Origin of the sequence: Saccharopolyspora spinosa NRRL 18395 (assembly GCF_000194155.1) — a bacterium.
Taxonomy (GTDB): domain Bacteria; phylum Actinomycetota; class Actinomycetes; order Mycobacteriales; family Pseudonocardiaceae; genus Saccharopolyspora; species Saccharopolyspora spinosa.
On sequence record NZ_GL877879.1, the window covers coordinates 1024458 to 1038769 of the forward strand.

General features: G+C 66.4%; 14 protein-coding genes and 1 pseudogene. 3 read left to right on the forward strand and 12 right to left on the reverse strand.

Translation table 11 applies throughout. The annotated features are described in order from the left end of the window. Window positions 1-303: 303 nt before the first annotated feature. On the forward strand, window positions 304-627 hold the full coding sequence (locus tag SSPN_RS0123775) for an MFS transporter (protein ID WP_010309843.1): 324 nt from the start codon (window positions 304-306) through the stop codon (window positions 625-627). Window positions 628-773: 146 nt separating this feature from the next. Here the strand turns inward: SSPN_RS0123775 and SSPN_RS58605 are convergent, their stop codons facing one another. The 4 genes from SSPN_RS58605 to SSPN_RS55295 form a co-directional block, all read right to left on the reverse strand. Then, entirely contained in the window at window positions 774-1016 is a 243-nt protein-coding gene (locus SSPN_RS58605; protein ID WP_237710711.1) for an integrase core domain-containing protein, read from the reverse strand. Beyond that, on the reverse strand, window positions 1013-1606 hold the full coding sequence (locus tag SSPN_RS58610) for a helix-turn-helix domain-containing protein (RefSeq protein ID WP_202798904.1): 594 nt from the start codon (window positions 1604-1606) through the stop codon (window positions 1013-1015). Before SSPN_RS58610 ends, SSPN_RS58605 begins: the two co-directional genes overlap by 4 nt. A 386-nt stretch (window positions 1607-1992) precedes the next feature. Beyond that, window positions 1993-4032: a cell division protein ZapB gene (locus SSPN_RS0123785; RefSeq protein WP_029535662.1), complete on the reverse strand. Its 2040-nt coding sequence runs from the start codon at window positions 4030-4032 to the stop codon at window positions 1993-1995. Window positions 4033-4099: 67 nt separating this feature from the next. After that, on the reverse strand, window positions 4100-4384 hold the full coding sequence (locus tag SSPN_RS55295) for a hypothetical protein (RefSeq protein ID WP_237710846.1): 285 nt from the start codon (window positions 4382-4384) through the stop codon (window positions 4100-4102). Window positions 4385-4510: 126 nt separating this feature from the next. Here SSPN_RS55295 and SSPN_RS60250 point away from each other — a divergent pair, with 126 nt between their 5' ends. Together SSPN_RS60250 and SSPN_RS60255 are read left to right on the forward strand one after the other, a co-directional pair. Then, entirely contained in the window at window positions 4511-4834 is a 324-nt protein-coding gene (locus tag SSPN_RS60250) for a GNAT family N-acetyltransferase (protein WP_044575450.1), read from the forward strand. 91 nt (window positions 4835-4925) lie between these two features. Next, complete coding sequence (locus tag SSPN_RS60255; protein ID WP_010309852.1) at window positions 4926-5372, forward strand: hypothetical protein; 447 nt, start codon at window positions 4926-4928, stop codon at window positions 5370-5372. A gap of 276 nt (window positions 5373-5648) precedes the next feature. Here SSPN_RS60255 and SSPN_RS45390 read toward each other — a convergent pair whose 3' ends face one another. From SSPN_RS45390 to SSPN_RS45395, 8 genes and pseudogenes are all read right to left on the reverse strand, one after another. Further along, on the reverse strand, window positions 5649-6311 hold the full coding sequence (locus SSPN_RS45390; protein WP_010309855.1) for an SRPBCC family protein: 663 nt from the start codon (window positions 6309-6311) through the stop codon (window positions 5649-5651). Further along, on the reverse strand, window positions 6308-8677 hold the full coding sequence (locus SSPN_RS0123805; RefSeq protein WP_029535664.1) for a xanthine dehydrogenase family protein molybdopterin-binding subunit: 2370 nt from the start codon (window positions 8675-8677) through the stop codon (window positions 6308-6310). Before SSPN_RS0123805 ends, SSPN_RS45390 begins: the two co-directional genes overlap by 4 nt. Continuing rightward, window positions 8674-8955 (reverse strand): (2Fe-2S)-binding protein, encoded by a 282-nt coding sequence (locus tag SSPN_RS60260; RefSeq protein ID WP_237710816.1) that lies wholly within the window; start codon window positions 8953-8955, stop codon window positions 8674-8676. The genes SSPN_RS0123805 and SSPN_RS60260 overlap by 4 nt, the downstream gene beginning before the upstream one ends. A 30-nt stretch (window positions 8956-8985) precedes the next feature. Next, window positions 8986-9150: pseudogene (locus SSPN_RS60265) on the reverse strand ((2Fe-2S)-binding protein); the annotation flags it as partial. 23 nt (window positions 9151-9173) lie between these two features. Beyond that, window positions 9174-10865 (reverse strand): thiamine pyrophosphate-binding protein, encoded by a 1692-nt coding sequence (locus SSPN_RS0123815; RefSeq protein ID WP_010309862.1) that lies wholly within the window; start codon window positions 10863-10865, stop codon window positions 9174-9176. 19 nt (window positions 10866-10884) lie between these two features. Continuing rightward, window positions 10885-11766, reverse strand: a complete 882-nt coding sequence (locus SSPN_RS0123820) for a carbon-nitrogen hydrolase family protein (protein WP_010309867.1) — start codon at window positions 11764-11766, stop codon at window positions 10885-10887. Continuing rightward, entirely contained in the window at window positions 11759-13156 is a 1398-nt protein-coding gene (gene hydA / locus SSPN_RS0123825) for a dihydropyrimidinase (RefSeq protein ID WP_010309869.1), read from the reverse strand. Before hydA ends, SSPN_RS0123820 begins: the two co-directional genes overlap by 8 nt. Beyond that, window positions 13153-14178: an ABC transporter permease gene (locus SSPN_RS45395; protein ID WP_158309629.1), complete on the reverse strand. Its 1026-nt coding sequence runs from the start codon at window positions 14176-14178 to the stop codon at window positions 13153-13155. Before SSPN_RS45395 ends, hydA begins: the two co-directional genes overlap by 4 nt. Between the last annotated feature and the right edge of the window lie 134 nt (window positions 14179-14312).

The following is a 14312-nucleotide window of genomic DNA, read 5'->3' on the forward strand; positions in this document are numbered from 1 at the left end:
TGGCATCACACGCGATTTCTTCTGCAACCGCTGTGGATTCGAAGATCACCTGCACACCGGTCACCTCTGCACCCACTGCACCCTGTCCGATCAGCTCCACCAGGCCCTCGCCGACGGCACCGGACGTTCCCGCGCCGTTGGCCCCACTGGTTACCGAGCTGGTGGCCATGCCGAACCCGAAGAACGGCCTGTTCTGGCTCCGCAGCCCCCAAATCCGCGCACTGCTCGGCGATCTGGCCACCGGAGCCCTTCCGCTAGCCCACGAAGCGCTGCACGAGTTACCGAACTGGCGGCACGAACGCGATGACGGTCAGATCAGCGCACGGGGGCCGGCTCGCCCTGGTAGGGACAGGACTGGCCCTCTGCTACACAGTCCAGCAGTCGGCCATGCCCGTGCTCCTCCCGCTGGCCGTCCGGCTCGGTCTGGACGAGATCCGGATGGGCGTGGTCATCACGGCGTCCGGCTGCGCCTTCCTGCTCTCCAATCCTTTGTGGACGTTCCTATCGCATCGGAGGGGGACCAGACCGCTACTGCTGGGCGGGTTGATCGGTGTCCTGCTGAGCGCGCTTGCCTTCGCCGCTGTCCGCCGCTCTGATGTTCCGAGTGACCGCAGTTTCACTGGATGAAGAACCCCGACCGCTTGGCATATCGGCGGAGTTAGCACGTGTTCGCGCTGCTGGAAGCCAGGTTATCGCCTGTGCTTGTGAGGCTTGCGCGGGACTCGCCGAGATCCTGGCGGGAGCTGTGGGGCTCGAATATTCCTCGCTGCTGGTCACGCGGCGTATCGGTACTCGTTGATCAGGCCGCCGAGGACGCGGGAGCGCAGGAGTCTCCGGCTGGCCGTTGCATCGACTGGAGGCGGTTGTTCCTCAACCTGGGGAGGTAGCTGGTCTCGGGCCCGGTGGGGGCGGTGCGCGTTGTAATGCCTCTGGTATTCGGCCAGGACCTGGCTCGCGTGAGCTTTGCCCAGGATCAGTATGTGGTCGAGGACTTCGCGGCGGAGGGTGCCGATCATTCGCTCGCAGTGGCATTGGCCTTCGGTGCTCGGACAGGTGTCTTGATGATTTCTATGTCCTCGGCTTGGAACACGGCGTCGAAGGCGTCGGTGTACTTGCTGTCGCGGTCTCGGATGAGGAAGCGCAGCGAGTCGATGCGCATGCCCAGGCTGATAGCGAGGTTACGGGCTTGCTGGGTGGCCCAGGCAGCGGTCGGGTGTGCGGTGACGCCGGCGACGTGCAGGCGCCGTGTGTGGTGCTCGAGGAAGACCAGGGCGTACAGGCGTTGCAGGCCTACGGTATCGATGGGGAGGAAGTCGCAGGCGATCACGGCGGTGGCCTGTGCGGTGAACTCGCGCCAGGTTGGACCGCTGCGCCGCGGGGCAGGATCGATTCCCGCTGCGTGCAGGATCTGCCAGACGGTCGAGGCAGCGATCGGGTGTCCGAGCCGGGCGAGTTCACCCTGAATCCGGCGATGGCCCCATCGGCTGTTCTCGCGAGCAAGGGGCAGCACGAGCTTCTTGATGGCGGCCTTCGTTGGCGGCCGTCCCGGACCACGTCGTTCGGAGTAGTTCCACCGGTAAGCGACGAGCTTGCGGTGCCAAGCCAACAGTGTGCTCGGTGTTATTGGGAAGACCTTTGCTCAGCGGCGGCGGGGGATCAGCGAGGACAGGGCCGCGAGCCACAGGCGATCCGCCGGCTCGTACCGAATTGGTCCTTGCAATTGGCGTCGTAGCACGACGTTTTCGTGCCGCAGGACGAGGAGCTCGGCATCCTTCGCGGTGGCCCGCCGTAATAGCACTGCCGGGACGGAGAGAAGACGCCGCGTTACGTGGTTCAGGAGCGACACGATCATCCGAGCATGGTTGCAGCCCTACGCGCCGGCCTGTGGCCTTTTGGCCAGCAGCGATGAATAACCGAGCCCCACACGAACAACATCCGGAAACAACACGTCAGTATTCAGCCGGAAGCGACACTTCCTCAACCGTCTCGGCCTCACCCTCGTTTTGAGCCCGCACAACTTACCCACCCAACTCCCCCCGAGGGCCCCCACGCCGCCGAGCTTTTTCCTGTCCTGTATTCACCCACAACCCCACGACCACGCCACGCGGCGACCGCCGCGACGGCTTCGGGTGTCACCCGCCGGCCATCCGGCAACACCGCCACCCCGTCGGGCGTCACGTGCACACCGACGATCTGGGTGCCCGGCAAATCAGATGCCGACTCCGCAGCCTCCTCGATCGTCTCGACGGAATCACCGCTCCCCCCGAACAGTGCCGGTCGTGGCGTACGAGTCACCTCGGTGGGCGGCTCGACCGGCCTCGGCCGGCTTCCGTCCACCCGGTGCAACATCCACTTCGGACCCCGGCCCCGGTCCACCCACGCCAACACATCCGCACCGGTACTGCCCCGCAGCTTGGCGACCTCGGCATGGGAGATGACCACATCGTCATGCCCGAGCACCAGCAGCGGCTTTCTGCCGTCCGGGAGCGCGGCGGCATGATCCGGCGAGCGGGTCCACGCGGTGTACTCGGCAGTGTCGGTGGCGCCCTGGATCGCAAGAATCACCGGCACACGACGCACACCCCAACGGAAATCAGATCCTGATGCGGTCCCCAACCGCGCCCGGGCGCCGGAACTCGCCAACGCTGCAACAAGATCCGCACCGGGCAACCGCCGGGTACCACCCACGGCCGACAACAGGTACCAATGCCCCGCCGTCGCGGCCCGGGCCCCGCCGCCGACCATCCCGTCGATGCGTTCGCCCCAGGTCGGCAACCCACCACGAACGAAAAACAAATCACAGGTCACCACTCGGCCATCGGCGGCACACCACACCACCTGATCGGCTGTGATCACATCAACACCCAGGGTGTCGCGCAGCCGGGCCGCATCGGAAAGGTCGAAAGATCCCGCAGATCCCACCAGCACGACCGGCCGCCTAGCCCAGCCCGGTAACTGCTCGATTCGCGCGGCCAACTCCCGCACCGTGAGGGTGCCGCCGGATGCGGTCAACCCGACCACCAGGTGGCCACGGATCCTGGGCAACAACGCCCCTGCGTCCTGGCCGCCGACGTGAGCCACCCACACCTCCGGCAACGCGTCCAGTACCGGCACCGGCCACTGCGCGTCCCCACCCGGCTCCGGACTCGCGACCGTACCGACAGCCGTCATCGCCGCCCCAATATCAGGCAACTTTCCCCGCGCCGCATCAACAGACTGTGCGACTTCACCCGAGGGCAAGTCCTGGAACACCGGGCTCAAGTAATAAGCCATCACGCCCAGGAATTGCGGATAGGAATTCAGAGGCGAGCCCAACACCCTGGACGCTGCCGCCGACAAACGGGTCTGTTCCTCAGCAGACAACCTCGCCAACTGCGATGTGGCCTCATCGCTCAATTCCCGCAGTTCCTCCCCCGTCAAAGCAGGAGGATCAACAGCCCCGGCAACGGCAGCCGACCCACCAGCAGACGAAGCGCCTTCCCCACCAGACGATCCCGCAACGCGGCCCTCGGCAGCCGCGAACTCAGCCACCTCCGCCTGCACCGCCCCGATACTCCCCGGCACCGCATCCCACTCTGTTTGTTGAGCCTGAAGCCTTTCCAGCGACGCCCGCAACCGCGCAACCCGTAAATCCCGCTCCTTCTGTGCCTTCTCAGCGATGAGCTGCTCCAACCCCATCTGCAACGCCTCGACCTGCTCACGCAGTGCCCGCCGGTCGGCGTCCCGCTGCTTCTGTGTTGCCCCGTTGCTTGCCGTCCGTCCCGCAGCCGTGTCGGCCCGGGTTGGCCCTGGCGTGCCCGTCCACCTGATCACCGGGACCGGCTGTGCTCCCTCCACCGAGCGCGGCATGGCCGAGTCGTTGACCTCCGCCCGCTGCTCAACCGGCTGCGGCCTACCCCCCTCCGCAGCCACGGTCATCGCCTTGCCCCGGCCGATCTCCCGGCGCAGATCCGGCGCCGACCACTGCCCCGCCGGTATCGCACCGGTATCCCGCTCGGTGCCCGCCCCAGCATCGTGTGTGGTTGTCGCCACGGGTTGTGCGTTCCCGGCCACCGGCCTCGCCAACGCAACCGATGTCTCATCCGAAGCCACCGCCTGCTCACCGGAGACCCGCCAAACCGGCCAGGTCCTCGCGCTTGCCCGCCGGCACCGGGCCAGCGGGCCCGCCCACCGGACTGGGAGCAGCACCATCCGCAGCGAACACCGTCCACCGCGGCCCGCGCCCGCTCAACGCGACAACATCCCGCCCCACATCCCGCGCCAGAGCCGAACCCTGCCCCGGCGACACCACCACACCCACACCCGCACCCGCACCGCCCTCGGCGATCAGCACCACAGGACCACCAGCAGAACCCGCAACACCACCCCGCACGAACTCAACCAACGCAGGAAGGTTCACCGCGCTACTCGAATTCGGGAAGATGTCACTTTTGGACAGGCTACGCTGAGCGAAAGGGAAGCTGCGGCACGGATCACACATCAAAACGCGTGGCCGAATTCACTCCACCTCATTGGGTCTTCCGCTCACCTACTTCGAGAAGAGCCTGTCGGCTGCGGGGGGATCCGTACCTTCGCTCGCGGCGTCGCCGAGGTGCGCAAGATGTTCGTTCGCCCCGACCAACGCGGGAGCGGCATCGGCCGCAGAATTCTGGCCGATCTAGAGAAGTTCGCTGCAGATCCGGAGTTGATCGGGGCGAACAGGATCCGACTCGAAACCGCCATCCGCGACACGAGCGCGATCGGCCTCTACGACTCCAGCGGATACGCAACGATCGACAGCTACGTTCCTGGGCACACAGAGGTAAACGTCGCCAGGGAGAAACAGATCGGCTAACCCGTTGGCCCGTGCCGATGGCGTGGGGCCGAGTCCAGCCTCCGCCGACGCGTTCGTCCGGATGGTGCACCGCCCACCGGTTGAGGACCCTGTGACGGCCCGGCCCGCGTCCGGTCGTGACGTCAATCACCAGCGCAGCGCTACCCTGCACGGCGCCTATCTTGCACTGGCGCACCTCGCGAGCGCCGAGCTCGAAGAGGCAGCCGAAGCGACGGTCACCGCCGGGCAACGGCTCACCGTCGTCGCTTCCGGTCGTTGTCACGCACTACTGCGACAACTCCGCAAGGCGTTTGAGCGTCACCGCCGGAATGACTCGGCCAACACTGCCATTTCGGCACTTTCAAGCCGGTTTATCCCGGCGCTTCCCTTGATCTGGAACCAGCAGCACCAACTCCACATCCTGCGCAAGTTCGAACAGTTCTACAACTCCCACCGGCCTCACCAAGGCATCGCGAACCCGGACAAGATCGCCCACCTCGACATACGGCGACGCGATCGCCTCGGCGGCATCCTCCACGAGTACGAGCATGCAGCTTGACCTGCACCCATGAGGTTTTCGGCGAGGGCAACCGCGTATCCACGAAATGCGACCTCATTTGCGTGTCCAGTCAAGAAATTGACGCCCACGCTCCTGATTCGCTGGCTGGTCCCTGCTTGATCAGGCCGGTGCGCGTGAGGGTTCCAGAAATGATGCAGACGGGTGATCGAGCAGGCCGTCCACCGCCACCCTGTCACCCTGTCACCCTGAACGACGTTGAAGAAACCATCCGGGAGCGCCGCCTCCTTCCAGAGCTCAGCTGCATCACGGTCAGGCTCATCCATCGATCCTTTCGCGGGTACGGGCAGCGAACCGCTCGACGTTGAACAGCAACTTGCTACAGGTCTTAAGCAGCCAGCTCACGACCACGCCCTTGAGGAGGGCACCAACAGCAAGTTCGGTACTGCCAGGTGATGAGGACGGCACAGCAGCGACGGACTTCGCCGGCGGCGCCTGCGCGTCGATCCCGGTGGATAGTCCCTTTTCAGAGCACAGGACCCGGCTCTCGATTTTCCGGGCTGCCTGGCCGACCAGCTGGTTGCTGACCTGTTGGAGCACTCCGCGGCCCATCGTGGCGACGCGGCCCACGATCGCGAGGTCGGTGCGGATGGTGACGCGCGACTGCCGCTCGACTTCGGCCACCGACATCTCCATCGTGGCCGCTACCGTGCCGGCTGCTCCTTGTTCTTCGCCCTCGGCACGGATTGTGGCGACCCGCTTGTCTTTGTCAACGGCTGTGATGTAGCCGCTTCCCCGGTAGCGCACCGTCACGGGACCGACCTTGACCTTGAGGTTCCCCTCGAACGTCGACTCGTCGATGACCTCGTCGATGGTGACGCCGGGGACGCAGGTGACGACGCTCGGCGCATCGAGCAGGAAGTCGAAGACGATGTCCGGTGGCGCGGCGATGTCGAACTCGTGCATGAGCTCCACGGTCACGATTCCTTCTGTTGAGTGGTCGTTGTCGCGATGAGGTGCCGCATCCGTTCCGGGGTCATCGGCATTCGGGCCACGGACACCCCGAGGGGTTCGAGTGCGTCTTCGATCGCTTCGGCGATAGCAGCTGCGACCGGGATGATTCCCGCCTCTCCCGTGCCCTTGATCCCCAGCGGGTTCCACGGCGACGGAGTCTGCATCTCGTCCAGGACGAGGGGCGGCAGGTCGTCGATGGTGGGCAGCCGGAAATTGAGGAAGCTGGTCGTGGTGGGCTGGCCGGTGGCGTCGAATGCGAAGAGTTCCAGGAGCGCGCCACCGATGCCTTGGACGAGCCCGCCCAGTACCTGGCCCTCGACGACGAGTGGGTTGAGCACCCGGCCACAGTCGTGGACGACGACGTAGTTGAGCAGGGTCGTCTTGCCAGTGGCGATGTCAACTTCCACCTCGGCGACGTGGGCGCCGAAGCCGAACACCCACTGTCGGTTGCAGAAGTACTCGGTAGCTGCCAGGGCGATCGGCGGCGCGCTGGCACCGGTCCACGGCGTTGATGTCTCAGGTACGGCCGGGTACCGGATCGGGTTGACTCCGGTGGCGAGGTCTGCGAGAGAAAGGCGCGCGCCGGTCCCCGTGACCTGGACGAATCCGTCGTCGATGGACAGGTCTTCGGCGGAGCACTCAAAGAACTCTGCTGCCGTTGCGAGGATCTGCCGGCGCAGGTTCGTGGCCGCCGCGGCCACGGCGTTGCCGGCCATCACGGCGGCGCGACTGCCGAAAGTTCCGTGGCCCACTGCGCCGGCGCCGCCTGATGTTGCCCGAACGACGACGTTGGCGGGATCGCAGTGGAGGACGTCCGCGGCCAACTGGGCGAACGTGGTCGCGTGTCCCTGTCCTTGGGAGGGTACGGACACGTCGACGACGATCCGGCCGTTCGGGTTGAGCGCGGCGGTGCAGCCTTCGTACGGGCCGACGCCGGTACCCTCGACATAGGTTGCCGACCCGATTCCGGTGAATCGTCCCTCGCTTCGGTGCTGCTTCTGCCGGGCGCGGAAGGCGGTCAGGTCGGCGTGCCTCATCGCGAGCTGGAAGCCCTCGGCGTACCGGCCGCTGTCGTAGATCGCGCGACTCCCGTCGTGCAGGTCGAGACCGGTGTCGTAGGGGAACGCGTCATCCGCGATGAAATTGCGGCAACGGACTTCGCTGGGCTCGAGGCCCAGTGACTTCGCCATCGCGCTGATGAGCCGCTCCATCACGAACACACCCTGTGGGCGGCCGGCCCCGCGGTACGGGCTGACGGGCGGCTTGTTGGTGTAGACGATCTGGCCGGTGAACTCATAGTTCGGAACGTGGTACTGGCCGGGCAGGTGCGTTCCGGTCACGGCTGGCACCGCGATCCCGTAGGGGATGTAGGCGCCGGTGTCATGGACGAATGCGGTTCGTACCGCCAGTAGCTTGCCGTCGTCGTCATAGCCCACCGTGGCCCGGTGAACCTGGCCGCGTTCCTGATTGGCGCTGATGAAGTGCTCGTACCGGTCCTCGGTCCAGGCCACGGTTGCCTCGAGGCGCATGGCTGCGAGCGGGACGAGCACCTCCTCGGGATAGAACAGCATGATCTTGGTGCCGAAGCCACCGCCGACGTCCGGTGCGACAACCTCCAGTTGGTCGAGCGGGAGGTCGAGGATCCGGCTAAGCCCTTGCCGGATGGCCACGTGTGACTGGGTCGAGTCGGACACGTGTAGGCGGCGGGTACGCCGGTCCCACTCGGCGTGCACCCCCCGGCCTTCCATAGGCATGCCGCCGCTGCGCTCGATCTCCAGGTCAAGGGTGAGCTTGTGCGGCGCGGAGGCCAGCGCGGTGTCAACGTCGCCTCGAGACTGGTTGACCACAGCCGCAACGTTGTCAGCAATGTCGTCGTGAACCATCCCACGGTCGGCGTCAGTGAATTCGACTACGGCGGGGAGCGGCTCGTAGTGGATCTCGACGAGTTCGGCCGCATCCTCGGCCCGATACCGGCTGTCGGCGATGACCATGACGATTGCCTCGCCGACGTACCGCACTCGGTCCACAGCCAGGGGCAGCTGCGTCCGCGGCGCGATGAGGTCCGGGTGTGGGCCGAGCAATGGCAACGGGCCGTTGAGCTCACCGAGATCATGCCCGGTCCACACGGCGTGGACGCCCCTCAGCCGCCTGGCCTGCTCGACGTCGATCGAGGTGATCCGGGCGTTGGCGTGCACCGATCGGACGAAGTAGGCGTGCAGGGTCCCGGGCATGGCCAGGTCGTCGACGTAGGTTCCCAGACCGCGCAGCAGGCGTTCATCCTCCACCCGCTCTATCGGCTTGCCGGTCCCCTTACCTGCGGTTGTTCCCGTCATGGCGTGTTCTCCGCATCGGACTCGGCGAAGATCTCTTCGACGACGCGCTTGATACCCCGGTATCCGGTACACCGGCAGATGTGTCCCCGCACGCTGTCCAGTGCGTCCGCCCGGCATGGGGCCGGACGGTTCTGCTCGGCGGCCAGCGACATGAGGATCCCCGGCGTGCAGAACCCGCACTGGAGAGCGTGGTGCTTCCGGAACGCCACCTGGATGTCGTTCAGGTCCTGCCCGGGAGGTACCAAGTCCTCGACGGTTCGCACTGACCGGCCTGACATCTGCACCGCGAGAGTGAGACACGAACGAACTGCCTCACCGTCGACAAGGACAGTGCACGCGCCGCAAACTCCGTGCTCGCAGCCGACATGAGTACCCGTGAGCCCGAGCTCGTGCCGAAGGTAGTCCGAGAGGAGGGTTCGCGGCTCCACGTTCGACTCGCGTGTGAGTCCGTTGACCTCGACGGTGATTCTCATTCCGGCTGCCCACCCTTTCCCACTCACGCGCTGGTCGGCATCGGCATGCGCGCAGCGTACGAGGTCACGGGTGCGATCGCCTCGGGGTCGATCCGTGCATCGATCAGCGTCGGAGCGCGGCTCGCGTCCGCCTCCCTCAGCGCGTGCGCAAGCTCGGCGGGCGTCCGCACGGTGACGCCGCGGGCACCGAGGGCGGATGCCGCATCGGAGTAGCTCACGTCACCGAAGTCGTTGATCTCGGGGATGATGTTGCCCTCGACATACTTCTGCAGGTGGTACTCGAAGGCCAGGGTGCCGTTGTTCATGACCACGATCGTCGCCGGGATGCCCACGCGAGCGGCGGTCTCCAACTCGGTGAGGTTGTAGCCGGCGCCTCCGTCTCCGGTGATGCACACGACCCGCCGATCCGGTGCGGCGAGCTGCGCGCCGAGGGCGCCCGGGATGGCCCAGCCGAGCGAGCCGGCGGCACGGAGGAAGGTCGCGCCCGTCGTCCGCTGCGGGTAGAGCACGCCTGCCCATGCGGCCATGTAGCCGGTGTCCGCGACGATGACGTCCGTGCCGTCCAGCGCGGCCGCGATCGTCGAGACGACCTCGCGGGGGTGCATGTGCTCGGTGCTGGTGTTGGTGGTTTTCAGGGAGCACGCTCGCCACGTGGCGACGGCGTCGGCACACTCCGCCACCCATGTGTGGTCACGAAGGGCCGTGGCGCGTTCCGCGTGGGCGGCGAGCGCCTCGACCAGGGCGGCGACGGTGGCCTTCACATCGCCGAGCACGTTGAGATCGGCCGCCGGGTCGAGGGAGCCGGTGGCGGTATCGACGCGGATCAGACGGACGTCCTCGAACAGGGTGAAGGAGTCGCTGGTCACCGATCCGGTGCGGCTGCCCAGAACCAGCACCTGGTCTGCGTCCCGAGCGATCCGGTTGGAGATCGGTGCCGCGTACCGGCCGACGACGCCGGCGCTGAACCGGTGGCTGTCGGCGATGGTGCCCTTACCGCCGATCGAGGTCACAACCGGGGCCTGGAGGAGATCGGCCAGCTCGGCGATCTCGTGGCTGATACCGGAGACGCGTGCGCCGGACCCGGCAAGGATCACTAGGCGGCGGGCGGAGGCCAGCGCGTCAACCATCGAGTTGATCACTTCCGCGGACGGAAGCGGCCGGTACATCGGGGCGGTCAGCCGGGTCGTCGGCGCCGCGGTGGCGGCCACCGGATCAGTCGTCTCACCAATCACGTCCCGGGGCACGTCGAGGTGCGTCGGGCCGGGCGCGCAGACCGCCTCGTGCATCGCACGCAGGAGCATGCGCCGGACGTGGTCGCCCTGGCGGGCCTCGCCTGCCCAGTGGGTCACGGGCTGGTGGAGCGCGAGCTGGTCGAGCAGCTGGTACTCGTGACGGTCGCGGGTGGCGGCTGGCACGGAGCTCGTGAGGGAGACGACGGGACTCATGGCCCAGTACGCGTCGGCCAAGGCGGCTGCGACGTTCGCGGATCCGGGGCCGTGCTGGCCGTAGACGAAGGTCGGCCGGCCGGTGATGCGCGCGTAGCCGTCGGCCATGTACACGGCGCCCTGCTCGCTACGGCAGGGGATCATCCGGATCCCGCGTTGCTGGAACGCGGTCCACAGGGCGGGGTCGCCACCGGTGAGCATGAAAAAGGTGTCGATCCCCTGGTCCTGGAGGATTTGACCGATGATGTCGGCGACTCGGGTGTTGGTCATGTTCTCTGTGCCTCCTCGTTCAGCTCGTCGGGCGGTAGGTGTAGAGGTCCGGTCGTTGTGCGCCGCGCATGCCCATCTCGCGGGCCGTGGTTGCGACCGCGGTCCCCGCGAAGGTCGCGGTCGCCGTGCTCGCCGATCCGGTGCCGGCGATCTGGACGATGCGTCCGTCCGGCCCGATGATCATGGACTGGCCGAGGTAGCTGACGTCGCTCTTGCCGAGGGCTTCACGTCCGTGCCGGTTGGCGACTGCCACGAGGACACTCTGTTGGAGCGCCATAGCTTGCATCTCGGCTGCGAATACCGGTTTCGTTCCCTCGGGCGACGCGGTGGGAACGGCGACGATGTCGGCCGAGTTCGCCGTGAGCGTCGCCCACGCGCCGGGGAAGTGCCGGTCGTAGCAGATGAGCACGCCGATGCGGGCGAAGTCGAGGTCCCAGGTCAGCAGCTCGGGCCCGGCGTGGAAATGGTCGTCCTCGACGAACGTCGACCCGTAGCCACGCACGTTGCACAGGTGTGTTTTGTCGTAGACGGAGCGGAAGTTGCCGGTGGTGCTGCCTTTGCCTTCGACCAGTTCGCCTTGCCGGTCGAGCACGACCGCCGCGTTGCGGACGCGCCGGCCATCGGTGAAGCACACCCCAACGACCATGTTGCTTGCCAACCGCCTGGCCAGGACCTGGTAAGGGTCGAGGACCTGCTCCAGCGGGAACGCCTGCCGCCCTGGCACGTACCGTGGGTCGACGCCGGCCAGGGGAAAGTACGGCGTGTTCGCCATCTCGGGGAAGACGATCAGGTCATGCCGTCTGAGGGTGCGCCCGAGGTCGAGGACGGCTGGCGGTTCGATGCCGCCCGCGGGGGTCTGGACGACGCCCACGGTGATGTCGTTGGCGAGCGGCTCAGACATCGTAGTTGTTGGTGTCCCGGCGGATGTACTTGCCGCGTCCCGGGCTGTGCAGGGCGTTGCCGCGCTCAGCGACCAGGTCGCCGCGTGAGAAGACAAGTCGCGGCCAGCCGTGGCACTCATACCCCTCGTACGGATCGTAGTCGGCATTGGAGTGCATCTCGCCGACGGTGAGCCGGCGGACGTCCGCGGGGTCGATCACCGCGATGTCGGCGTCTGCACCCGGCGCGATAACCCCCTTGGCGGGATGCATGCCAAAGAGCTTGGCCGGGTTGGTGGAGGTGAGCGCTACGAATTGGCAGGCGTCGAGTTTGCCCGTTTGCACTCCCTCGGAGAACAGCATCGGCACGCTGGTCTGAAGATTCGAGACACCGGCGGGGATCCGCCAGAACGGCGCTTCGGCAAGTTTCTGCTCGGCCTTCCAAGGAGCGTGGTCGGTCGCATAGGTCTGGATCTCGCCGGCCTGGAGACCCTCCCACAGCGCCTCGGAATCGGTGTTGGATCGGATCGGCGGGAGGCAGACGTACTTGTTGCCCTCCTTGTTCGGCAGCTCGTAGACGCTCTGCTCTAGGAACAGGTACACCGGACGCGTCTCGACGAAGATCTGGTCGAACTTCTTGCGGGCATCGCGGACGGCCTCGAGTGCTCCTGCGGTGCTCAGGTGCACGAAGTACACGGGCGCTTCGAGGAGCGCCGCGTACTCTGCAATCTTGCGAGTGGCGATCGCCTCCGCCTGAGGCGGCCTCGCCTGGGGCAGGAACTCGACTCCGAGGTCACCGCGCTGTTCGAACGTGCGGGTGAGGAAGTCGATGAGTGCGCCGTCCTCGGCGTGGACGTTGACGATCATGCCGGCGTCGCGGGCCGCCCGGAGTACCTCGAGGATGCCGGCGTCGGGCAGCTGAAAACCGGAGACTGCACCGAACACCTTTACGCTGGTCACACCGGCCTTGACGACCTGGGGGAACTCGGCTACGGCCTTCTCGGCGTGGTCCGTGACGACGACGTGGAGGCCGTAGTCGATGTTCGCGGTCGTCTTCGCCAGCTCGAGGTCGCGCTCGATGGCGGTCATCAGCGTTTCGCCTTCCTCCTGGAAGGCGTAGTTGACGATGGTGGTGATGCCGCCCGCGGCTGCGGCACGGGTGCCGGAGTCGTAGTCGTCGGCGTTGTGCGAGCCGACGTACCCCACCCAGTGGTGGAAATGGGTGTGGACGTCGATGGCGCCCGGCACCACGAGACAACCGGTGGCGTCGACCTCGTCGGCACCAGAGCCGTCGACGATGCCGACCTGGACGACCTTGCCCTCGCGGACGGCGACATCGCCGACGGCCATCTCGTCGGCGTTGACGACAGTGCCGCCGCGAATGACGAGGTCGTGCTGCTGGTGCGTGGTCATGCTGGCTTGCCTCCGATGGTCAGTTTGGACAGTCGCTCGAGCAGGGCGGCGATGAGGATGAGTGAGCCGATGGCGACCTGTTGCCAGAACGCGGTGATGTCCATGAGGACCAGGCCGTTCTGGATGGTCGCGATGAGGAGCGCTCCGACGACGGAGCCACCGATGCTGCCGATTCCTCCGTTGAGGGAGGTGCCACCGATGACGACTGCCGCAATGGCTGCCATCAGGTCCTGGGTACCGACGGTGCCCGAGCCAGAGTCGAGTCGCGCAGCGATGATGAGGCCAGCCAGGCCGGCGAGCGCGCCGCTGAGGACCAGCACTCGGACTTTGACACTGGAGATATTGACGCCGGAAAGGCGTGCTGCCTCGCGGTTGCCGCCGACGGCGTAGACGTCAAGGCCGAAGCTGGTCTTGCGGAGCGTGACCGCCAGGCCTAGCGCCACGACGCCCGCGATGACAACCGGGACCGGAATGCTGAGGACCTTTCCAATGCCCAGGAAGCCGAACTGGCTACCGAGGCCGAACACCGAGGTGCCGTTGGTCAACAGGTTGGCTGCACCACTGGCAACGCTCAGCATGGCCAGTGATGCGACGAATGAGGGAACCGAGAACCTCGTGGCGACGATGCCATTCACGAGTCCGGCCGCAGCGCCGACGGCGATGCCACCGACGATGGCCAGCGGCCACGGAATGCCGTAGGTCACGATCATGACCGCAGCCGCCGAACCCGTCAGTGCTTCGACCGAGCCGACCGAGAGGTCGATCTCGCCTGCGATCAGAGCAACGGTCAGACCACAGGCCAGGATCGTCAGCGTCGACGCCGCGAGCAGGACGTTGAGGACGTTCCCGACGGTGGCGAAATCTGGCGCGATGGCCGACAAGACGCAGCAGACCGCGATCAACGCTATGGAGGTTCCGGCAATCGGCGACGCGACGACGCGTAACCAGACGGGGCGGCGCTTTTGAGCGGGTGCCGAGGTCGATTCGACTGACTGCTTCGGTGGCAGTTGGGTAGCGCTCACCAGCTCCTCCTTACTGGGGTGTGCACAGCCGGGTGGGGCCTGCATAGGACCACGGCAAGGTCCCCACCGTCAAGCAATTGGCCTTACCGATTCTCGGTCTGGCAGCCAAATAACGGCCTGATTTGCAGGAAATG

Excerpts from the sequence above, each read along its gene's own strand:
- SSPN_RS0123820 (WP_010309867.1), bottom strand. The coding sequence starts at position 11,766 with ATGTCTGAGCCGCTCGCCAACGACATCACCGTGGGCGTCGTCCAGACC.
- SSPN_RS0123805 (WP_029535664.1), bottom strand. The coding sequence starts at position 8,677 with ATGACGGGAACAACCGCAGGTAAGGGGACCGGCAAGCCGATAGAGCGG.
- SSPN_RS0123775 (WP_010309843.1), top strand. The coding sequence starts at position 304 with ATGACGGTCAGATCAGCGCACGGGGGCCGGCTCGCCCTGGTAGGGACA.
- hydA (WP_010309869.1), bottom strand. The coding sequence starts at position 13,156 with ATGACCACGCACCAGCAGCACGACCTCGTCATTCGCGGCGGCACTGTC.
- SSPN_RS0123815 (WP_010309862.1), bottom strand. The coding sequence starts at position 10,865 with ATGACCAACACCCGAGTCGCCGACATCATCGGTCAAATCCTCCAGGAC.
- SSPN_RS60260 (WP_237710816.1), bottom strand. The coding sequence starts at position 8,955 with ATGTCAGGCCGGTCAGTGCGAACCGTCGAGGACTTGGTACCTCCCGGG.
- SSPN_RS58605 (WP_237710711.1), bottom strand. The coding sequence starts at position 1,016 with ATGATCGGCACCCTCCGCCGCGAAGTCCTCGACCACATACTGATCCTG.